Raw genomic sequence first — 20,119 nt, 5'->3', positions numbered from 1 at the left:
CGCGAAAGGGCGGGCCAAGGCCCGCCCTTCGTGACTTTGTCCCCAAAGGGATCAGCCGGGATCAGCGGCGCACCAGTTCCTCGTAGGCCTGTGCGATCTCCTGCGTCAGGGCGCCGACCTCGAAGGTGTAGTCGCCGATCTGGCCCACGGGGGTCACCTCGGCCGCAGTGCCGGTCAGCCAGCACTGCTGGAAGCCTTCCAGCTCTTCCGGCATGATGTGGCGCTCGTGCACCGTCACGCCGCGCTCTTCCAGCATGCCGATGACGGTCTGGCGGGTGATGCCGTTCAGGAAGCAATCAGGCTTGGGCGTGTGCACCTCGCCATCCTTCACGAAGAAGATGTTGGCGCCGGTCGCCTCGGCCACGTAGCCGCGGTAGTCCATGAAGAGCGCGTCCGAGCAGCCCTTGGCCTCGGCCGCGTGCTTGGACATGGTGCAGATCATGTAGAGACCGGCGGCCTTGGCATGCACCGGGATCGTTTCCGGCGAGGGGCGCTTCCACTTGGCGATGTCGAGCTTGGCGCCCTTCATCTTGGCGTCGCCGTAGTAGTTGCCCCACTCCCAGCCCGCGATGGCGAGGCGGACGGGGTTGCGCTTGGCGGAGACACCCATATCCTCACCGGCGCCACGCCATGCAACGGCGCGCACGTAGGCGTCCGTCCAGCCATTGGCGGCCAGCATCTCGTATTTCGCCTTCTCGATCTCCTCGACCGAGTAGGGGATCTCGAAGTCCAGCATCTGCGCCGACTTGCGCAGCCGTTCGGAGTGCTGCACACCCTTGAAAATCTTGCCGTTGTAGCAGCGCTCGCCCTCGAAGACGGAGGAGGCGTAATGCAGCGCGTGGGTCAGCAGGTGTACGTTGGCATCGCGCCACTCCACCATCTTGCCGTCCATCCAGATCTTGCCGTCACGATCATCATATGCGCCAGCCATGACACTCTCCTACGCTTTACGAATATTGCGAAACCAAAGCCGATAGCGGACAGAAAGTTGCGCAGAACGGGCGAGTCGCTAACAGTTCGCTCTTGGAATGTCAATAACGCTGACGTAAGATGCCCGGCACTTGGGCAGTTTGTGAACGAAGAGAGGTGGTCATGTCAGAGGTTCCCATGGGTGAAAGCCTGCTCTTCCTGACCGACGAACAGCTGCGCCAGGGCATCGAGGCGATGTTCTTTGCCTACCGCGGATTCACCGCCGCCCCGGACCAGATCCTCGACGGGCTGGCCTATGGGCGAGCGCATCACCGGGCACTGCATTTCATCGCCCGGAACCCCGGCATGAACGTGAACCGCCTGCTGGCGATCCTCGGCGTGACCAAGCAATCGCTGAACCGCGTGCTGCGCAGCCTGATCGAGGACGGCCTCGTGGAGAGCCGCATCGGGACCGTCGACAAGCGGGAACGCCATCTCTACCTGACCGCGCAGGGCACTGAGCTGGAGCATCGCCTGTCCGACGCGCAGCGCCGCAACATGCGCGCCGCCTACCGTGCCGCCGGGCCCGAGGCCGTGGCCGGCTTCCGGCAGGTGCTGGACGCGATGATGGACCCGGAAATGCGCCGTCTCTGCGCGGCCCTGCGGGAGGGTGCGGCATGAGCGATCCTGCCCCGCACCTGCTGATCGTCGACGACGACGAGCGCATCCGCCAGCTGCTGGCGCGCTTCCTGAAGAAGAACGGGTTCCTTGTCTCGGCCGCCCGCGACGCGGCCCATGCCCGGCGCCTGCTGGCGGGTCTGGAGTTCGACATGATCATCATGGACGTGATGATGCCGGGCGAGGACGGGATCACCCTGACCAACGACCTGCGCCGCCGGATGGCGACGCCGATCCTGCTGCTGACCGCCCGGGGCGAGACCGACGACCGGATCTCGGGGCTGGAAGCCGGGGCGGATGACTACCTCGCGAAACCCTTCGAGCCGCGCGAACTGCTGCTGCGGATCAATGCCATCCTGCGCCGCATGCCGGACCGGGATGGCGCGGCGGCGGAGGTGCCCAAGGTGCTGCATCTCGGGCAGGTGCGCTATGACATCAACCGCGGCGAACTGTGGCAGGGGCAGGACCTCGTGCGGCTGACGGCGACCGAGGCGCAGCTGATGCGGCTGTTCGCGGCCCGGCCCGGAGAGCCGATCGCCCGGGCGCAGCTGGTCGAGGACCTCGGCCGCGCCACGGGGCGCGACGGGGGACCGGCGCAGGACCGGGCGGTGGACGTGCAGATCACCCGCCTGCGGCGCAAGATCGAGGCCGATCCGAAGCAGCCGCGCTATCTCCAGACGGTGCGGGGCGCGGGCTATATGCTGGCTCCGGACTGAGGGGCGAACAGGGGTCAGAAGGGGACCATAACCGAGAGCTGCGCCTGCGGCGGGCGTGGAAGGGGGGCTGTCTGCCCCCCGTCGCGTGCCGCGACTCCCCCCGAGGATATTTCGGAACAGTGGATGTGTCAGGCGATCTGCCGGAGATCCTCGAAGAGGCCCTCGGCCATGGTGCGGGCGTGGGCGATGCGGTCGCGGGACATGTCGGGGTGTTCGACGCGCACGAGGCATTCATAGCAGATCAGGTAGGGCAGGATGCGGGTGGCCTCCTCCTCGTCCATGGCGAAGGCGGTGGTGAAGGCCTCGTAGGCGGCGGCGTCGACGCCGAAGCGGCGCTGACCGGAGGGCAGCATGCCGCGGCGGGACATATGGGTCAGGAAGCGGGCGATGTCCCGGTAGATCGGCGCCCGGCGCGACCCGCCGAGGTCGATCCCCGTGAGCCGGTCTCCGACGGCGATCAGGTTGTTCGGGTGGAAATCCCCGTGGCAGATCGCCGTGCGCCACGTCGCCTCGCGCAAGCCGCGGGAGAGCTTCTTCATCTTCTGGAGCACCCGACCCTCGATCTCGATCAGCTCTGCATGGGTCTGTTTCGCCGCGGCCTCTTCGGCCCATGTGCGCCAGGGACCGCGATTGATCGCGCCCCGCGCCTCGGTCCCCGTGGTGAATCCGGCCAGCCAGTGGGCCGCGCGGACGCACCAGCGCAGGCGGTCCTCGGTCTCCAGCTGCCAGAGCAGGTCCAGCAAGGGCAGGCCCGCGACCTGTTCCAGCGCCATGACCCGGCCCCCGGCGCCGAGCGCGAGCGGACGGTTCACCGCGCTCGCCCCTTCGGCCATGGCGGCGGCGGCGCGGGTCAGTTCCTGCCATTCCGCGGCGAAGGCCTCCACGTCCCTGTCGGATTTGGCCATGCGGAAGATCGCGGGCGTGCCGTCGAGCGTGCCACGGAAGACCACGCGCCGCCCGGGCACGAAGCGGAGCATGTCGACGGGAACGGCGCCGCGCAGGGTGGGATCGCCCGCGCAGAGCGTCTCGAGGCCCTCGCGCAGGGCTTCGGCCATCCTCGGGTGGCTGTCCTGTGTCGGGCGGATGAGGTCAGTCATGGCGGTGATCTTTGGCCGCAGGCCGGCCGGGCGTCAACCGGCGGCCCGGTGGACGTTGCGGCCGGGGCCGATTGAACCCGCCCCCTGTGGCGTCTATGGTGCGCGCGACCGCCAGACCGAGGACGCATCATGACCGAGACCGCGCAAACCCCCGTTGCCGACCTGAGCTTCGAGGACGCCATGAAAGAGCTGGAGACCGTCGTGGGCCGGCTGGAGCGGGGCGACGTTCCGCTGGAGGAATCGATCCGTCTCTACGAGCGCGGCGCCGAGCTGAAGAAGCGCTGCGAGGCCAAGCTGAAGGAAGCCGAGGAGAAGGTGGCCGCCATCACGCTCGACGGCGAAGGCAACCCCGCGGGCCTGAAGCCGGTCGAGGGGCTGTGAGTGTTCCGCACCTCCCTGACGCAGGCGGCTGACGACGTCGCCGGTTTTCTCGACGCCACCCTTGCGGACATGCCCGGCGAGGTTGGCGCGGCCATGCGCTATGGCGTGCAAGGGGGCAAGCGCCTGCGGGCCTTCCTCGTGCTGGAGAGTGCGCGGCTGCATGACGTGCCCCGCGCCGAGGCGCTGAAGGCCGCCGCCGCCATCGAGGCGATGCACGCCTATTCGCTGGTCCATGACGACCTGCCCTGTATGGACGACGACGACCTGCGCCGCGGCCAGCCCACGGTGCACGTGAAATGGGACGAGGCAACCGCCGTCCTCGCGGGCGATGCGCTGCAGAGCCTCGCCTTCGAACTGGCCGCCTCCGCCGTGAGCCGGGGCGATCTCGTGGGGGCGCTCGCCCGCGCCGCAGGCGCGCGCGGGATGGTGCATGGGCAGGCGCTCGACATCGCGGCCGAGACGGCGAAGACCCCGCTGACGCTGGAGCAGATCACCGAGCTGCAGGCCGGCAAGACCGGCGCGCTCTTCGAGTGGTCCGCCTGTGCCGGGGCCGTCATGGCCGGTGCCGATCCTGCGCCGCTGGCCGCCTATGCGCGCGCCATGGGCCTTGCCTTCCAGATCGCGGACGACATCTTGGACGTAGAGGGTGACGAGGAAACCGCCGGCAAGCGGCTGCAGAAGGACGCGGCCGCCGGCAAGGCGACCTTCGTCTCGCTGCTGGGGCTGGAGCCCGCGCGGGCCCGTGCCTGTGCACTGGCGCAGGACGCCTGTGACGCCCTCGCCCCCTATGGCGAGGCCGCCGAAAGCTTGCGGCAGGCGGCCCGCTTCGTTATCTCGCGCGACAGCTGACGCAGCTTGCGTGACAAGGCCCCGGAGGCTGACATGACCAAACCCGAGACGCCCCTTCTGGACAAGGTCCGGATCCCCGCCGACCTGAAGGGTTTCAGCGATGCACAGCTGCGGCAGGTCGCCGACGAACTGCGGACCGAAACCATCGCCGCCGTCTCCGAGACCGGTGGCCACCTCGGCGCGGGCCTCGGCGTGGTGGAGCTGACCGTGGCGCTGCACGCGGTCTTCGACACGCCGCGCGACAAGCTCATCTGGGACGTCAGCCACCAGTCCTACCCGCACAAGATCCTCACGGGCCGCCGTGACCGGATCCGCACCCTGCGCCAGAAGGACGGGCTCTCGGGCTTCACCAAGCGCTCGGAAAGCCCCTACGATCCCTTCGGCGCGGCGCATAGCTCCACCTCGATCTCGGCGGCACTCGGCTTTGCCGTGGCCCGCGATCTGGGCGGACAGGTGCCCGAGGGCTTGGGCGACGCCATCGCGGTGATCGGCGACGGGGCGATGTCGGCGGGCATGGCCTTCGAGGCGATGAACAACGCGGGCGCACTGAAGAAGCGACTGATCGTGATCCTGAACGACAACGAGATGTCGATCGCCCCGCCGGTGGGTGCGCTCTCCTCCTACCTGACGCGGCTCTACGCCGGCGCGCCCTTCCAGGAGTTCAAGGCCGCCGCCAAGGGTGCCGTCTCGCTGTTGCCGCCGCCCTTCCAGGAGGGCGCCAAGCGCGCCAAGGAACTGCTGAAGAGCCTGACCGTCGGCGGCACGCTCTTCGAGGAACTGGGCTTCTCCTACGTCGGCCCGCTGGACGGGCACGACATGGAGCAGCTGCTGCCCGTGCTGCGCACCGTCAAGGCGCGGGCGACGGGGCCGATCCTGCTGCATGTGATCACCAAGAAGGGCAAGGGCTACGCCCCGGCGGAAAAGGCCGACGACAAGGGCCACGCCACGGCCAAGTTCGACGTGCTCACCGGCAAGCAGCACAAGGCGCCCTCCAACGCGCCGAGCTATACCAAGGTCTTCGCCGAGAGCCTGCTGAAGGAAGCCGCCGAGGACAGCCGCATCTGTGCCGTCACCGCGGCCATGCCCGATGGCACCGGCCTCAACCTCTTTGCCGAGCGCTACCCCTCGCGGCTCTTCGACGTGGGCATCGCAGAGCAGCACGCGGTGACCTTCGCCGCGGGCCTCGCGGCGGGCGGGCTGAAACCCTTCTGCGCGCTCTACTCCACCTTCCTGCAGCGCGGCTACGACCAGATCGTGCACGACGTGGCGATCCAGCGCCTGCCCGTGCGCTTCGCCATCGACCGCGCAGGCCTCGTGGGCGCCGATGGCGCGACCCATGCGGGCAGCTTCGACACCGCCTTCCTCGCCAACCTGCCGGGCATCACCGTGATGGCTGCCGCGGACGAGGCGGAGCTGGTCCACATGGTCGCCACCGCCGCGGCCCATGACGAAGGCCCGATCGCCTTCCGCTACCCCCGTGGCGAGGGTGAAGGCGTCACCATGCCCGAACGCGGCGCTGTCCTGCAGATCGGCAAGGGCCGCATCCTGCGCGAGGGCAGCCGCGTGGCCCTCCTCTCCTTCGGCACCCGCCTTGGCGAGACGCTGCGCGCCTGCGAGGCCCTCGATGCCCGCGGCATCAAGGCCACCGTGGCCGACGCCCGCTTTGCCAAGCCGCTGGACCGCGACCTGATCCTGCAACTGGCCCGCCACCACGAGGCGCTGATCACGATCGAGGAAGGCGCCATCGGCGGCTTCGGCAGCCACGTGGCCCAGCTTCTGGCCGAGGAAGGCATCTTCGACAGCGGCCTGAAATACCGCTCCATGGTCCTGCCCGACATCTTCATCGATCAGGCCAGCCCCGCGGACATGTACGCCGTGGCGAAGCTCAATGCCGCCGATATCGAGGCCAAGGTCCTCGACACCCTCGGCGTCGCCCAGCTCCAGTCCCGCGCCTGATCCACAACGCAAGAGAGGGGCCACCGCCCCTCTCATCCACTGTTCCAAAATATCCCCGCCGGAGGCATCCGACCTCCCGGCCGGGCACTGTCTCAGCGGGTCACACTCTGCTCAGACCCTTGCTCACACCCCGGCGCCCGTACTGATCAGCCACCAGATCCCGAAGAGCGCCGCCCCCGACCAGATGTGCCCCAGCACGGCAAAGAGCCCGTCCCGCGCCAGCATCGAGATCGCGTAGAAGCTGATCGCCGTGGCGAAGATCGAGGTCACCATCGGCAGCACTTCGAGGAAGGGGATGATCACGCAGATCCCCATGATCACCAGCATGTTCACCATGCTCATCGGGCGCCGCACCATCCACGACAGCCGCTGGTGGGTGCGCCGGTCGATCCAGCCCGCAGGCTTGCGCAGCCAGGTCACCGCGCGGCCGAACTTTGCGCCGTCCACGGTCCGGCGCAGCAGGAACTGCGGCAGCCAGGTACGCGACCGGCCGACCAGCTTCTGCGCCGTCAGCAGGAAGATGAAGAGCGCCCCCAGCGTCGGCAGCCCGGGAATCCCCGAAAGCGGCGAGACGAGGATCATCGAGGGCACCAGAAGGATGGGCGCAAACGACCGGACGCCCATCTCGTCGAGGATATCGCGGACCGACACCCGCGCATCGCCCGCGATCCGGTCGAGGGCGTCGAGGATGTCCGTCAGGCTGCGCAGCTCGGGTTCCGCGCGGGTCGCAGCCGTGGGAGGGGCATATGTTAACTCGGTGGAGCTCATGGACAGCTAACGCGCTGGATCGCATCCGGTTTCATCGGGCTGCACCGGATTCTGCACCTGCGCGGGTTTCCTCCTCCAGAAGGGCCTTCAGCCCGCTGCGGTAGTCGGGATAGAGCAGCTGCACCCCGAGTTCCTCCTTGATGCGATCGTTCCGCACCCTCTTGCTCTCAGCATAGAAGCTGCGCGCCATGGGCGTCATCTCGGCGGTGCGGAAATCCTCCTCCGGCGGCGGATCGACGCCGAGAAGCCCGGCCGCATAGGTGATCACGTCCTCGGGCGGGGCGGCCTCGTCATCGCAGAGGTTGTAGACCGCGCCGGGATCGGGCCGTGCGATGGAGGCGGCGAGGACCTGCGCGATATCCTCCACATGGATGCGGCTGAAGACCTGACCGGGCTTGAGGATGCGCCGCGCCTTGCCCGCGCGCACCTTGGCGAAGGGGCCACGTCCGGGGCCATAGATGCCCGCCAGCCGGAAGATATGCAGCGGCAGCCCCGGGATCGTCTGCCACTGGGCCTCGGCCTCGGCCCGCCACTGGCCGCGCCGGGTGGAGGGGGTGAGCGGCGTCTCCTCGCCGACCCAGCCGCCCGCGTGGTCGCCGTAAACCCCGGTGGTGGAGAGGTAGCCCACCCATTCCAGCCGGGGGGCCGCGGCAACGAAGGCCTCGCGCATCTCGCGCAGGACGGGATCGCCCTCGGCATCGGGGCCGGCGGAGATCAGCACATGGGTCGCACGGGCCAGCACCGGCGCCAGATCGGCACGGGGGAAGATGTGTGGGATCACGCCGGAGGCGGCGAGGCCCGGGGCCTTCTCCTCGCTGCGCGTGGTGCCATGGACCTGCCAGCCCTCGGGCAGCAGGAGGCGGGTCAGGGCCCGGGCAGAGTAGCCGTGGCCGAAGGAGAGAAGCAGGGTCATGCCAGCGAAGTGTGTCGGGTCGGTCATCAAGTCAAGGCAAATGCCCGCCCACGGCCACGAACCGCCTGAAACGCACCGCATCTGGGCTTGCCCTCCCCCTTGTTTTCAAGGCAGATAGGCCAAAACCGGCCCGAACCGGCAAGGACCCGATGGAATACGCGCAGACGACATACCGCAGCCCCGACCTGCCCGCAGCAGAGGTCTTCGACAGTGCCCGCCCGGCGGTGGACCGGCTGATCGCCCTCTATGAAGGCGCGACGGAGTTCCTCAAGGCAGAGTTCGTGGCCGCCCTCTCCGATGGTCAGCCGGATCAGCGCGTGCGCGCCTTCTACCCCGAGGTCCGGATCACCACCACGACCCACGCCAAGATCGACAGCCGCCTCAGCTTCGGCCACGTGGCGGCGCCGGGCACCTATGCCGCGACGATCACCCGCCCCGACCTGTTCCGCAACTACCTCGAACAGCAGATCAAGCTCCTGCTGGAGAACCACGGCGTGCCGGTGCAGGTGGGCCTTTCGGACACGCCGATGCCGGTGCATTTCGCCGTCGCCCGGGACAGCGCTCTGACCGTCCCGCACGAGGGCGCGGCCAGCTTCCCGCTGCGCGACGTCTTCGACGTGCCCGACCTGACGACGACCAACGACGACATCGTGAACGGCACGGCCCAGCCCGCGCCCGACGGCACGCTCTCGCTTGCGCCCTTCACGGCGCAGCGGGTGGATTACTCGCTCGCGCGGCTGGCCCATTACACGGCCACCGACCCCGAGCATTTCCAGAACCACGTGCTCTTCACGAACTACCAGTTCTATGTCTCCGAGTTCGAGGCCTACGCCCGCCGGATGCTAGCCGACCCCGAGAGCGGCTACACCAGCTTCGTCTCGACCGGGAACGCCGAGATCACAGATGCGCTCGGCGATCTGCCGGTGGCGGCCAAGATGCCCCAGATGCCGACCTATCACCTCAAGCGGCCCGACAGTCAGGGCATCACGCTGGTGAACATCGGCGTCGGCCCCTCCAACGCCAAGACGGCGACGGACCATATCGCCGTGCTGCGGCCCCATGCCTGGCTCATGGTGGGCCATTGCGCGGGGCTACGGAACTCGCAGAGCCTCGGCGATTTCGTCCTCGCCCATGCCTACCTGCGCGAAGACAAGGTGCTGGACGACGACCTGCCGCTCTGGGTGCCGATCCCGGCGCTCGCGGAAATCCAGGTCGCGCTGGAAGATGCCGTCGAGGCAGAGACCGCCCTGACCGGCTATGACCTGAAGCGCGTGATGCGCACGGGCACGGTCGCCAGCCTCGACAACCGGAACTGGGAGCTGCGGGACCATTCCGGCCCCGTCCAGCGCCTCAGCCAGTCCCGCGCCGTGGCGCTGGACATGGAAAGCGCCACCATCGCCGCCAACGGCTTCCGCTTCCGCGTGCCCTACGGCACGCTGCTCTGTGTCAGCGACAAACCGCTGCACGGAGAGTTGAAGCTGCCCGGCATGGCCAGCGACTTCTACAAGACGCAGGTGGCGCGCCACCTGATGATCGGCATTCGCGCCATGGAAACCCTGCGCGACATGCCGTTGGAGCGGATTCACAGCCGGAAACTGCGCTCTTTCGACGAGACGGCTTTCCTATGATCCAATCAACCGCGCGTTGTTCGTCACAGTTGTCCACAAGCGGTGACTTTATACCCCTTGAAGACCACTATTTATTGTGTTTTTCCCCAATATCCGGTTAGATGTTGACCGATACGCCCAAGACATCGGGCAGTGAAAAGGAGACCAGAAATGGCCAAACCGATGACCAAGACCCAACTCGTTGCCGCACTGGCCGAAGAAATGGGCGCAGACAAGAAAACCGCCTCGACCGCGCTGGACGCCGTCGTTTCGGTGATCACCAAGGAAGTCGCAGACGGCGGCGCCGTGACCCTGCCCGGCGTTGGCAAAATCTACTGCCGTGAGCGCCCCGAGCGCATGGTGCGCAACCCTGCCACCGGCGAGCAGATCAAGAAGGAAGCCGACAAGGTCGTCAAAATGACGATCGCCAAAGCGCTGAAAGACAGCGTGAACGGCTGATTTCGGACCGGCCGCGCCCCCGCGTGGCCTCCGACATCCCTTCAGGGCCGCCGGGCCGATGCCCGGGCGGCCCTTTTTAATTCCTGATTTCAAAAGGTTGGCCAAGATGGATCTGCGTGCCATCGCCATGGGCGTTCTCTTTTCCCTGCTCTGGTCGTCGGCCTTCTCTTCGGCCCGGGTGATCGTGGCCCATGCCCCGCCGGTGGCCTCGCTGGCGCTGCGCTTCCTGATCTCCGGGCTCATCGGCGTCGCCATCGCCCGCGCGCTTGGCCAAAGCTGGCGCCTGACCCGCCCGCAGTGGCGCGGCACGGTGATCTTCGGCCTGTGCCAGAACGCGCTCTACCTCGGGCTCTTCTTCATCGCGATGCAGTGGATCGAGGCCTCCCTCGCCTCGATCATCGCCTCGACCATGCCGCTGATGGTCGGGCTGATCGGCTGGGCCGTGCTCGGCGACCGGCTGAATCGGATGACGGTGCTGGGGCTCGGCCTCGGGGTGACGGGCGTCGTGCTGATCATGGGTACCCGCCTCGGCGCAGGCACCGATCCGATCGGCGTGGCGCTCTGCCTGGCCGGCACGCTGGCGCTGTCGGTCGCGACACTCAGCGCGCGCGGCGCCTCCTCCGGCGGCAACGTGCTGATGGTGGTCGGCCTCCAGATGCTGGCCGGCAGCGCGTTCCTCTTCGTCGCGGCGCTCATCCTCGACGAACGTCCGCTGTCCTATTCACCCGAGCTTCTCTGGGCCTTCACCTATACGGTCTTCGTCCCCGGCCTGCTGGCCACATGGGTCTGGTTCACGCTGGTGAACCGGATCGGGGCGGTCCGCGCCGCGACCTTCCACTTCCTGAACCCGTTCTTCGGGGTGCTGGTCGCGGCCATCGTCCTGGGCGAGGCGGTGCGCCCGCTCGACATCCTCGGAGTCGCGGTGGTGGCGGCGGGCATCCTCGCGGTGCAACTCGGCCGGGCGCGTCGCGCCCGCTGAATCACTCCGCCGCCAGCTGCTTGTCGAAGATCATCGTATCGGTGACCGAGGGCCGGGTCCGGCAGCGCATGACCCATTCCGAGATCACCTCGCTCTGCGGCATCGCGTCGGGCAGCGCGCCGAAGGCATCGGCGATCAGCAGGTCCGCGGCAGAGAATTGCGCCCCCATGAGGTAGGGCTGGTGCGACAGGATCGTCTCCAGCCGGCCCCGCACCTCGCGCAGGCCGCGATAGGCATAGCGCAGGGCGGGGTGCTCCACCTTGTAGAGGTGGAACAGCATCACCGGCTCCAGCACACCGGAATACCACGACATCCACGACAGATACTGCCCGCGCCCGGTGTGCCCCGGCATCGGGGCCAGCCCGTTCTCGGGGAAGAGATCCGCCAGATAGATGAAGATCGCCGCGGTTTCCCAGACCAGCTCGCCATTGTGGTCCAGCAGCGGCACCTTGCCCTCCGGGTGGGGATTGATCGCATCGGGCCAGCCGGTGCCATCCATGCGGGCGATGGAGACCGGCACCACGTTCACCAGCCGCAGCGCGCCAAGCTCGATGCAGAGCTGATGGACGCGCGACGCGCGGCTGTTCGGGGCGTAATACAGCGTTAACATCAAGGCACCTAAACACCCGGAAGGCGCAGCGGCCACGATACGCGGCCGACACGCTTCCATTCATTTCTTAATAATCTGACGCGGGATCGCGTCACGTCCAAGCCTGCCTGTGCCTTACACAAGCTTGTCGTCGCAAACTATTCGTCAGAATAGGGGGGTATTGGTGAAATTTTCGACAAGGTCGGCTCAGCCGATCTTGCCACCTGCGTCGCCGATCTGGCCGCGGTGCAGCAACAGATGGTCCAGCACCACGCAGGCCATCATCGCCTCGCCCACTGGCACGGCGCGAATCCCGACGCAGGGATCGTGCCGGCCCTTGGTGATCACCTCGGCCGGTTTGCCCTCCAGCGTGATCGAGGCGCGCGGTCGCAGGATGGAGGAGGTCGGCTTCACCGCAAAGCGCACCACGAGGTCCTGCCCGGTGGAAATCCCGCCGAGGATGCCGCCCGCATGGTTCGAGCCGTAGACCGGCTTGCCGTCGTTGCCCATGAAGATCTCGTCGGCGTTCTCTTCCCCGGTCAGCGCCGCGGCCGCCATGCCCTCGCCGATCTCCACGCCCTTCACGGCGTTGATCGACATCATCGCGGCGGCCAGCTCGGTGTCGAGCTTGCCATAGACCGGCGCGCCCAGCCCCGCCGGCACGCCCGAGGCGATGACCTCGACCACGGCGCCCACGGAATTGCCGCTCTTGCGCAGGCTGTCGAGGTAGTCGGCCCAGTCCTGCGCCGCCACCGGATCGGGGCACCAGAAGGGGTTCTCGCCGATCTGGCCGAGGTCCAGCCGCGACCGGTCGATCGCCTTCGGCCCCATCTGCACCATGTAGCCGGTGATCTTCACCTCGGGGGCCAGCTTGGCCAGCACCGCCCGCGCCAGCCCGCCTGCCGCCACCCGCGCCGCCGTCTCGCGCGCCGAAGACCGGCCGCCACCGCGATAGTCGCGGATGCCATACTTCTGGAAATAGGTGATGTCGGCGTGACCGGGCCGGAAGGTCTGCGAGATCTCGGAGTAATCCTTCGACCGCTGGTCGGTGTTGCGGATCATCAGCTGCACCGGCGTGCCGGTGGTCTTGCCCTCGAAAACGCCCGAGAGGATCTCCACCTGATCGGGCTCGCGCCGCTGGGTGGTGTACTTCGACTGGCCCGGCTTGCGCTTGTCCAGCCACTGCTGAAGCATCGCCTCGTCGATCTCGACCCCCGGAGGGCAGCCATCGACGGTCGCCCCCAGCGCCGGCCCGTGGCTCTCGCCCCAGGTGGTGACACGGAAAAGATGGCCAAAGCTGTTCATCGACATGGGGCGCGTCCTCCTGACTTCGCCCCCCGTTATCCCGAACCGCCCCGCAGTTCAATTGCGCAAGGCCCCGGCAGGCCGCCCGCCCCCCATCCACTGTTCCCAAATATCCTCGGGGGGAGGGCCGCAGGCCCGGGGGGCAGACAGCCCCCCTGCCCCCTCGCCCCCCTCCCGCAGGCCCGATCGCACCCCCCTTGCCAGCCGCCCCGTCGCTCACTAGTGTCGCCCCCACCTCGGGGTGCCCCACAGTGGCTGAGATGCGGTGATCCGCGAACCCGTTGAACCTGAACCGGTTAAGACCGGCGGAGGGAAGGTCCGGATCCGCGCCCCAAGGCCGTCCGATACTTGCCCCGCCCGTCGCAAGTGGAGGATGACAATGCGACATCTGGCAATTGCTGCGGGACTGCTCATGGCCACACAGGCCGCCGCGCAGACCCCTGAGCTTACTGTTTACACCTATGATTCCCTCGCCACCGAATGGGGCCCCGGCCCGGTGATCGAGGCGGAATTCGAGAAGACCTGCGGCTGTGACGTGACCTTCGTCACGGCGGGCGACGGCGCGGCGCTGCTCTCGCGGCTGCGCCTCGAAGGCGCCCGTACCGAGGCCGACGTGGTCCTCGGCCTCGATACCGCGCTGATGGGCGCGGCCGCGGAGAGCGGCCTCTTCGCCCCCTCGGGCGTCACCGCCGACTACAGCCTGCCGATCGACTGGACGGACGAGACCTTCGTGCCCTTCGACTGGGGCTATTTTGCCTTCGTCGGCCTCACCGACGGCCCCCAGCCGACAAGTTTCCGCGCGCTGGCCGACAGCGACGCCTCGATCGTGATCGAGGATCCGCGCAGCTCCACCCCCGGCCTCGGGCTGCTGCTCTGGGTGAAACAGGCCTACGGCGACGAGGCCCCGGCGATCTGGGAGGCGCTGGCCGACAATATCGTCACCGTCACCCCCGGCTGGTCCGAGGCCTATGGCCTCTTCCTCGAGGGCGAGGCCGATCTGGTGATGTCCTACACCACCTCGCCCGCCTACCACCTGATCGCCGAGGATGACGCCACCAAGACCGCGCTCGCCTTCGACGAGGGCAATTACATGCAGGTCGAAGTGGCCGCCGCGCTCGCCTCGACCGATCAGCCCGAGCTCGCGCAGCAGTTCCTCCAGTTCCTGACCGGCGAGGCGGTGCAATCCGCGATCCCCACGACGAACTGGATGTACCCCGCCGTCACCCCCGCGGCCGGTCTGCCCGAGGGCTACGAGACCCTGACCGTCCCCGCCACGCCACTCCTCATGCCGGTGGCCGAGGCGCAGGCCGCCCGCGATGCCGCGCTCGAGGAATGGCGCGCGGCGCTCGCCCAGTGACGCGCCCGGTGACTCGTCCAGTGGCTCGCCCCGTGACGGGCAAACTGACCTGCGACACATCGGAGACCTGATCCGATGCATCCGACACGAGGCGAGACCCCGGCGGCGGCGCCATTACCGGCCCGCCGCCTTCGGACAGTCCCCGCACCCACTCACGGACCGGGGGCCCTCGCCGGGCGCCTCGCCGCGGGGGCTGTCTGTCTCGCGCTCGTCCTGCCGCTCGCCGCGATCCTGTGGCGGGCGGCAACAGAAGACCAAGGTGAGCCCCTCTTCCGCCTCGGCCCCGCCGATCTGGCCGCGCTGCGCTTCACCCTCTGGCAGGCGCTGCTTTCGGCCCTGATCTCGACCCTTCTGGCCGTGCCCGTGGCCCGCGCCCTTGCCCGCCGCCGCTTCCCCGGCCGGGGCTTCGTCATCACGCTGATGGGCGCGCCCTTCCTGCTGCCGGTGATCGTCGCCGTCCTCGCCCTGCTTGCCGTCTTCGGACGCGGCGGTCTGGTGAACGAAGGTTTCACCGCGCTCGGCCTGCCCACGCTGCGTATCTACGGGCTGCACGGGGTGGTGCTGGCCCATGTCTTCTTCAACCTGCCCCTTGCCGTGCGGCTGATCCTTCAGGGCTGGCAGGCGATCCCCGCCGAACGCTTCCGCCTTGCCGCACAGCTCGGCCTGCGCCCCTCCGCGGTCTTCCGCCTGCTGGAAGCCCCCATGCTGCGCGCCACGCTGCCCGGCACGGCGCTGGTGATCTTCGCGATCTGCCTCTCCTCCTTCGCGGTGGCGCTCACCCTCGGCGGCGGCCCTGCCGCCACGACGGTCGAGCTCGCGATCTACCAGAGCTTCCAGTTCGATTTCGACCTGACCCGCGCCGCCACGCTGGCCGTGATCCAGCTGGCCCTCGTCGCAGGCGCCGCCCTGATCTCGCTGCGCATCGGACGGCCCGCGGGCTTCGGCAGTGGCCTCGACCGGCCCGTCACCCGCTGGGACGCGGGCAGCCTGCCGCTGCGCCTGATCGACGGCGCCGCGATCGCATTGGCCGCCGGCTTCCTGCTGGTCCCGCTGGCGGTGATCGTTCTGAACGGGATCGGCGGCCTCACCCGCCTGCCCGCCAGCCTCTGGCCGGCCACGCTGAACTCGCTGCTGGTCAGCCTCGCGGCCACTGCCACCACCATGGCGCTTGCGCTGGCCATGGCGCTTGCGCGTCGCACCTGGGTCGAAACGGCGGGCCTGCTGCCGCTGGCGGTCTCCAGCCTCGTCCTCGGGACAGGGCTCTTCCTGCTGGTGCTGCCCCTCGCCGCCCCTGCCACGCTGGCCCTGCCGATCACCGTTCTGGTGAACACGCTCATGGCCCTGCCCTTCGCCCTGCGCATCCTCGCCCCCGTCGCGGCACGGATCGAGGCAGAGCACGGCCGCCTCGCCGATCACCTCGGCCTCACCGGCCTCGCCCGGTTGCGCCTGCTCACCCTGCCACGCCTGCGCCCCGCCCTCGGCTTTGCCGCCGGGCTGACCGCGGCGCTCGCCATGGGCGACCTCGGGGTGATCGCGCTTTTCGCTGACCCGCAGCAGGCCACGCTGCCGCTGCAGATGTACCGCCTGATGGGCGCCTACCAGATGCAGGCCGCGCAGGGGGCGGCGCTGGTGCTGCTCGCGCTCAGCTTCGGGCTTTTCTGGATCTTCGACCGATGGGGGCGCGCCGGTGCTCACGCTTGACCACCTGATCCTGCAACAGGGCGATTTCTCCCTGACCGCAGACCTCACCCTGCCCCGCGGCAGCCGCTGCGCGCTGATCGGCCCCTCGGGCGCGGGCAAGTCCACGCTGCTCAACGCCATCGCGGGCTTCCTGCCGCCCCGCACAGGCCGCATCCTCTGGGAGGACCGCGACCTGACCGCCCTCGCGCCCGCCGCGCGGCCCGTGGCGATGCTGTTTCAGGATGGCAACCTCTTTCCGCATCTCGATATCGCCCGCAACGTGGCCCTCGGCCTCAGCCCCAACCTGCGGCTCACCGCCAACGATCATGCCCGCGTCCGCGAGGCCCTCGCCCGCGTGGGTCTCGACGGCATGGGGGACAGGCGCCCCGGCGCCCTCTCCGGCGGCCAGCAAAGCCGCGCGGCGCTCGCCCGCGTGCTGGTGCAGAACCGCCCGCTCCTCCTGCTGGATGAACCCTTCGCCGCCCTCGGCCCAGCCCTGCGTGCAGAGATGCTCGCCCTCGTCCGCGCGGTGGTGGAGGAGACCGGTGCCACGCTGCTCATGGTCACCCATGCGCCCGAGGATGCCCGCCGCATCGCCGACAGGCTGATCCTCGTCTCCGACAACCGCGCCGAGCCGCCGGCCCCGATCGCCCTGCTGGACGATCCCACACCCGCCCTGCGCGCCTACCTCGGCGAGGGTTAGGTCGTCAGCATCCGCAGGCCCTGCGTCACGTCCGAACGCACCGCCAGCCGCAGCCCGGGCTCATCGCCGGCCTTCAGCGCGGCAATGATCAGCTTGTGGAAATGCGGCGTCTCACGGCGCTGCAACCGGCCATAGAGCTTGCGCATCGTGGGCCCCAGCTGCAGCCAGACGGTCTCGGCCATGGCCAGCATCGCCGGCGCCTGCGCCCGCAAATAGAGCGTCCGGTGAAACTCGAGGTTGGTGCGGATATAGCCCACGGCATCATGGGCCTCGATCACCTCGCCGATGGAGGCATTGATGGTCTGCAGCCGGTCGATCAGCGCCATATGCGCCCGCGGCAGCGCGCGGCTCGCCAGTTCGACCTCCAGCAGCGCCCGCAGCGCCGCCAGTTCCTCGATCCGCTCGTTCGTGAGCTCCGGCGTCGAGACCCGCCCCGACGACGAGAGCTGCAAGGCGCCCTCCGCCACCAGCCGCCGAACCGCTTCGCGCGCGGGCGTCATGGAGACGCCGAACTCCGCGCCGATGCCGCGCAGGGTCAGCGCCTGCCCCGGCGCAATCGCCCCATGCATGATACGGGTGCGCAGCCCGCGATACACCCGGTCATGGGCGGCAGGCGTCGGATCGGAACGGGGGCTTTCAGGGCGCGGAGCGAGCAACATGATCGACATGTGATCACAAACCCTCGGCGGGTCAAGGGCCGCTCCCATCCACTGTTCCCAAATATCCTCGGGGGGAGGCTGCGTAGCAGCCGGGGGGCAGACAGCCCCCCTTCCCCGCCAGCCTCAGTCGAATCGGTAGCGGTGAAGCTCTGCCCCATGGCGCCGCAGCCAGTCCCGCGGCGCGGCGTAATCCCCGTAGATCTGCTCGACCACCAGCCAGAAGGCGGCGGAATGGTTCATCTCCGCCAGATGCGCCACCTCGTGGGCCGCCACGTAGTCCAGCACCTCGCGCGGCGCCATAACCAGCCGCCAGGAGTACATTAGCCCGCCGGTCGAGGTGCAGGAGCCCCAGCGGGAGCGCGTGTCGCGCAGGGTGATCCCCGTGTAGCGCCGCCCCAGCCGCCCGGCATAGAGGTCCGAGGCTTCGGCCAGCCGCTGCCCGGCGATCTGGCGCAGCAGCGCCTGCACCCTCCGCGGCGCGGTCTCGGGGTTGCCCGGCACGCGGATCGCATCCGCCTCCACCCGGGGCGCGCGGCCCGTATCGGTGGCCAGAACCGGCAGCATCCGGCCGCCAAGCGGCACCTCGACCCCCAGCCCCACCGAGACCGGCGCCCCCTGCCCCGACAGTTGGCGGCGCAGCCACTCGGCCTTCTCGCAGGCAAAGGCGAGGCCGTCGCGGTCGCTCACCCCGCGCGGCAGCGTCAGCGTCACCCGGCCATCGAGAGAGGACACACGCAGCGACATCCGCCGCGCGCGACCCGATCGTTTCAGATTGATCTCCACCGGGGGGTTGCCCGGAAGGATATGCTGCCCCATATGAGCCCCTCGAAGGCCGGTCCGGCCATTGTTGCTGCCACTGCCCTCCGCAAGTGTCCCGATCCTGCACCGGTTGGCCGGCATGGGTTGACAGGGGCTGCGCGCAGGGCGGAAAGGCTTTGACACCCTGTCTTGCTTATGGCAGGTGGCGCGGATCGTCGACAAGAGAGACCATCGAAAGGTGAGCCCGATGCCCAAGGAAGAATGGGGCGTGAAGCGCGTCTGCCCGACCACGGGCAAACGCTTTTACGATCTGAACAAGACCCCGATCGTCAGCCCCTACACGGGCGAGATCGTGGAAGTGGAAGCGAACCGCAGCCGCATGATCGCGGCCGACGCGGAGGATTCGCAGTCCAAGAAATCGCGTGTCGATGCGTCGGACGCGGACAACGACGATCTGGAAGACGACGTCGACGTGGATCTCGATGATGATCTGCTGGATGAGGACGACGACGACGACAACGTCTCGCTGGACGATCTGGCCGACGTCGCAGCCGACGACGACGAGTCGTAAGTTTACGTCGCGCAAGCGACGGCAAGAAATTCCCCGGGGCGTGATTTTTCCGCTTGATCCCGCCCCGGCCATCCCATAGAGAACGCCGCACAGACCCGAACGGGTCTCGGAACGGGGCCTTAGCTCAGCTGGGAGAGCGCTTGCATGGCATGCAAGAGGTCAGGGGTTCGATCCCCCTAGGCTCCACCATTACCCCCTTGAAATCCGGTTCGTTTCCTCGCCCCAGCGGCGCGGTGCAACCGCGTCTGGCGCGCCGCTTCCGGCGATCATGCCCTTCTCGGGGACACCGCCGCGCAGGGGCCCTGGCCCCCGCTACGCTCCGCCGCACAAATCCCCTGACGACAGCGCCGCCGCGTCAGGCCCCGGACCCGTCCCGCGCCTTCTTGACCTGATCGGCCAGCAGTTCGCAGAGCACGATCTTGGCCGCGACGGGGCCGATCTCGCCGCGTTCCGGCAGAGGCGACAGCGGCGTTGCGATCAGCACCTTGTCACACATCCGCGCCAGATCGGCGATCCGCCGCCCCGAGATTGCGACCCGGTAGGCGCCCCGCTCTCCCGCCAGGGACAGCAGCCGCTCGGTCTGCTCGGTCAAGCCGGTCTCCGAGATCGTCATGTAGACCGACCGCGCGTCGAGCGCGCCTGCGATCTCTCCCGCGACGATGGGATCGTCGATCCACCGCGCCACGAGGCCGACACGGGAAAACCGGTAGGCAAAGAGCCGCGCCACAATGCCAGAGACCCCGGCACCGAAGATATCGACGTGCCGCGCCGCCACAAGCTTCTGCGCCACCTCGACCAGTTCGGCCTCGACGGTGTTGTCGACGGTGGCGCGCACCGCCTCCGCGATTCGGGTGCCGAGGTCTGTTTCCTTCGGCACGGCGCTGTGGCGGTAGGGGATGTCCGAGGCGAGGGAGAGCTTGAACGCAGCGTAACCGTCGAAGCCCAGCTTGCGACAGAACCGCACGATGCTGGCCTCGCCGCTGCCCGCCAGCACCGCCAGTTCCGACATCGAGGCCTGCACCACCGCCTCCGGCTCTCGCAGGACGAAATCCGCGATGCGGCCAAGGGCGCCGGGCAGGTCATCCCGGCTGCACTCGATGCGGCGCAGCACGTCACGCATGAGCAGGGTCCGGTCGGACATGTGAGCTCCCCCTTCGGGCGGTGGGCCCGCCGCCATCCTGATC

Annotated in this window: 21 protein-coding genes, 1 tRNA gene and 1 riboswitch; of the genes, 13 read left to right on the top strand and 9 right to left on the bottom strand. The window is 68.6% G+C overall.

Annotation, left to right across the window (positions count from 1 at the left end; genetic code table 11):
* Window positions 1–61 precede the first annotated feature (61 nt).
* The gene (locus tag LCM32_RS08760; protein WP_224820672.1) at window positions 62–931 is read right to left on the bottom strand and encodes a branched-chain amino acid aminotransferase; all 870 of its coding nucleotides are present in this window, start codon (window positions 929–931) and stop codon (window positions 62–64) included.
* 161 nt (window positions 932–1,092) lie between these two features.
* Between LCM32_RS08760 and LCM32_RS08755 the strand changes: the two genes are divergently transcribed.
* Window positions 1,093–1,590, top strand: a complete 498-nt coding sequence (locus LCM32_RS08755) for a MarR family winged helix-turn-helix transcriptional regulator (RefSeq protein WP_224820671.1) — start codon at window positions 1,093–1,095, stop codon at window positions 1,588–1,590.
* The gene (locus LCM32_RS08750; protein ID WP_224820670.1) at window positions 1,587–2,303 is read left to right on the top strand and encodes a response regulator; all 717 of its coding nucleotides are present in this window, start codon (window positions 1,587–1,589) and stop codon (window positions 2,301–2,303) included. The genes LCM32_RS08755 and LCM32_RS08750 overlap by 4 nt, the downstream gene beginning before the upstream one ends.
* 128 nt (window positions 2,304–2,431) lie before the next feature.
* On the opposite strand, the gene LCM32_RS08745 is transcribed toward LCM32_RS08750, so the two are convergent.
* Window positions 2,432–3,400, bottom strand: a complete 969-nt coding sequence (locus tag LCM32_RS08745; protein WP_224820669.1) for a phosphotransferase — start codon at window positions 3,398–3,400, stop codon at window positions 2,432–2,434.
* Window positions 3,401–3,529: 129 nt separating this feature from the next.
* On the opposite strand from LCM32_RS08745, the gene LCM32_RS08740 reads away from it, so the two are divergent.
* Genes LCM32_RS08740 through dxs form a run of 3 tightly spaced genes read left to right on the top strand, consistent with a single transcriptional unit; the run spans window position 3,530 to window position 6,586 of the window.
* Window positions 3,530–3,781 carry an exodeoxyribonuclease VII small subunit gene (locus LCM32_RS08740; protein ID WP_224820668.1) on the top strand — a complete coding sequence of 84 codons (252 nt, stop codon included), beginning with the start codon at window positions 3,530–3,532 and terminating at the stop codon, window positions 3,779–3,781.
* The gene (locus LCM32_RS08735) at window positions 3,782–4,630 is read left to right on the top strand and encodes a polyprenyl synthetase family protein (protein WP_224820667.1); all 849 of its coding nucleotides are present in this window, start codon (window positions 3,782–3,784) and stop codon (window positions 4,628–4,630) included.
* A 33-nt stretch (window positions 4,631–4,663) separates the two neighbouring features.
* The gene (dxs, locus tag LCM32_RS08730; protein WP_224820666.1) at window positions 4,664–6,586 is read left to right on the top strand and encodes a 1-deoxy-D-xylulose-5-phosphate synthase; all 1,923 of its coding nucleotides are present in this window, start codon (window positions 4,664–4,666) and stop codon (window positions 6,584–6,586) included.
* 123 nt (window positions 6,587–6,709) lie between these two features.
* On the opposite strand, the gene LCM32_RS08725 is transcribed toward dxs, so the two are convergent.
* Window positions 6,710–7,354 (bottom strand): exopolysaccharide biosynthesis protein, encoded by a 645-nt coding sequence (locus LCM32_RS08725; RefSeq protein WP_224820665.1) that lies wholly within the window; start codon window positions 7,352–7,354, stop codon window positions 6,710–6,712.
* A gap of 31 nt (window positions 7,355–7,385) precedes the next feature.
* Window positions 7,386–8,267: an SDR family oxidoreductase gene (locus LCM32_RS08720; protein WP_224820664.1), complete on the bottom strand. Its 882-nt coding sequence runs from the start codon at window positions 8,265–8,267 to the stop codon at window positions 7,386–7,388.
* Between the two features lie 149 nt (window positions 8,268–8,416).
* Between LCM32_RS08720 and LCM32_RS08715 the strand changes: the two genes are divergently transcribed.
* The 3 genes from LCM32_RS08715 to LCM32_RS08705 all read left to right on the top strand — a co-directional run bounded on the left by LCM32_RS08715 (window position 8,417) and on the right by LCM32_RS08705 (window position 11,312).
* The gene (locus LCM32_RS08715) at window positions 8,417–9,895 is read left to right on the top strand and encodes an AMP nucleosidase (protein ID WP_224820663.1); all 1,479 of its coding nucleotides are present in this window, start codon (window positions 8,417–8,419) and stop codon (window positions 9,893–9,895) included.
* A 150-nt stretch (window positions 9,896–10,045) separates the two neighbouring features.
* Window positions 10,046–10,333 (top strand): HU family DNA-binding protein, encoded by a 288-nt coding sequence (locus tag LCM32_RS08710; RefSeq protein WP_224820662.1) that lies wholly within the window; start codon window positions 10,046–10,048, stop codon window positions 10,331–10,333.
* 106 nt (window positions 10,334–10,439) lie between these two features.
* Window positions 10,440–11,312 carry a DMT family transporter gene (locus LCM32_RS08705; RefSeq protein WP_224820661.1) on the top strand — a complete coding sequence of 291 codons (873 nt, stop codon included), beginning with the start codon at window positions 10,440–10,442 and terminating at the stop codon, window positions 11,310–11,312.
* Window position 11,313: 1 nt separating this feature from the next.
* On the opposite strand, the gene LCM32_RS08700 is transcribed toward LCM32_RS08705, so the two are convergent.
* Together LCM32_RS08700 and aroC are read right to left on the bottom strand one after the other, a co-directional pair.
* Window positions 11,314–11,922 carry a glutathione S-transferase family protein gene (locus tag LCM32_RS08700; protein WP_224820660.1) on the bottom strand — a complete coding sequence of 203 codons (609 nt, stop codon included), beginning with the start codon at window positions 11,920–11,922 and terminating at the stop codon, window positions 11,314–11,316.
* Window positions 11,923–12,108: 186 nt separating this feature from the next.
* Window positions 12,109–13,212 carry a chorismate synthase gene (gene aroC / locus LCM32_RS08695; RefSeq protein ID WP_224820659.1) on the bottom strand — a complete coding sequence of 368 codons (1,104 nt, stop codon included), beginning with the start codon at window positions 13,210–13,212 and terminating at the stop codon, window positions 12,109–12,111.
* Between the two features lie 221 nt (window positions 13,213–13,433).
* Window positions 13,434–13,537, top strand: a riboswitch (TPP riboswitch).
* A 48-nt stretch (window positions 13,538–13,585) separates the two neighbouring features.
* Between aroC and thiB the strand changes: the two genes are divergently transcribed.
* The 3 genes from thiB to LCM32_RS08680 all read left to right on the top strand — a co-directional run bounded on the left by thiB (window position 13,586) and on the right by LCM32_RS08680 (window position 16,946).
* On the top strand, window positions 13,586–14,563 hold the full coding sequence (thiB, locus tag LCM32_RS08690) for a thiamine ABC transporter substrate binding subunit (RefSeq protein ID WP_224820658.1): 978 nt from the start codon (window positions 13,586–13,588) through the stop codon (window positions 14,561–14,563).
* A 75-nt stretch (window positions 14,564–14,638) separates the two neighbouring features.
* On the top strand, window positions 14,639–16,264 hold the full coding sequence (locus LCM32_RS08685) for a thiamine/thiamine pyrophosphate ABC transporter permease ThiP (RefSeq protein WP_224820657.1): 1,626 nt from the start codon (window positions 14,639–14,641) through the stop codon (window positions 16,262–16,264).
* Entirely contained in the window at window positions 16,251–16,946 is a 696-nt protein-coding gene (locus tag LCM32_RS08680) for an ATP-binding cassette domain-containing protein (protein ID WP_224820656.1), read from the top strand. The genes LCM32_RS08685 and LCM32_RS08680 overlap by 14 nt, the downstream gene beginning before the upstream one ends.
* On the opposite strand, the gene LCM32_RS08675 is transcribed toward LCM32_RS08680, so the two are convergent.
* Together LCM32_RS08675 and LCM32_RS08670 are read right to left on the bottom strand one after the other, a co-directional pair.
* The gene (locus LCM32_RS08675; protein WP_224820655.1) at window positions 16,943–17,605 is read right to left on the bottom strand and encodes a GntR family transcriptional regulator; all 663 of its coding nucleotides are present in this window, start codon (window positions 17,603–17,605) and stop codon (window positions 16,943–16,945) included. The genes LCM32_RS08680 and LCM32_RS08675 overlap by 4 nt on opposite strands.
* A 123-nt stretch (window positions 17,606–17,728) precedes the next feature.
* The gene (locus LCM32_RS08670; RefSeq protein ID WP_224820654.1) at window positions 17,729–18,421 is read right to left on the bottom strand and encodes a SprT family zinc-dependent metalloprotease; all 693 of its coding nucleotides are present in this window, start codon (window positions 18,419–18,421) and stop codon (window positions 17,729–17,731) included.
* Window positions 18,422–18,611: 190 nt separating this feature from the next.
* Between LCM32_RS08670 and LCM32_RS08665 the strand changes: the two genes are divergently transcribed.
* Both LCM32_RS08665 and LCM32_RS08660 read left to right on the top strand, forming a co-directional pair.
* On the top strand, window positions 18,612–18,935 hold the full coding sequence (locus tag LCM32_RS08665) for a TIGR02300 family protein (protein ID WP_224820653.1): 324 nt from the start codon (window positions 18,612–18,614) through the stop codon (window positions 18,933–18,935).
* A 113-nt stretch (window positions 18,936–19,048) separates the two neighbouring features.
* Window positions 19,049–19,124: transfer RNA gene (locus LCM32_RS08660), tRNA-Ala, on the top strand.
* A gap of 166 nt (window positions 19,125–19,290) precedes the next feature.
* On the opposite strand, the gene LCM32_RS08655 is transcribed toward LCM32_RS08660, so the two are convergent.
* A complete protein-coding gene (locus LCM32_RS08655) occupies window positions 19,291–20,076 on the bottom strand; it encodes a MurR/RpiR family transcriptional regulator (protein WP_224820652.1) in 786 nt (261 codons plus the stop codon).
* Between the last annotated feature and the right edge of the window lie 43 nt (window positions 20,077–20,119).

This window comes from Pseudooceanicola nanhaiensis (assembly GCF_020171315.1).
In the GTDB taxonomy this organism is placed as follows: Bacteria; Pseudomonadota; Alphaproteobacteria; order Rhodobacterales; family Rhodobacteraceae; genus Pseudooceanicola; species Pseudooceanicola nanhaiensis_A.
The sequence above is the reverse complement of the archived record's forward strand: the minus strand, read 5'-3'. Positions and strand labels throughout refer to the sequence as shown.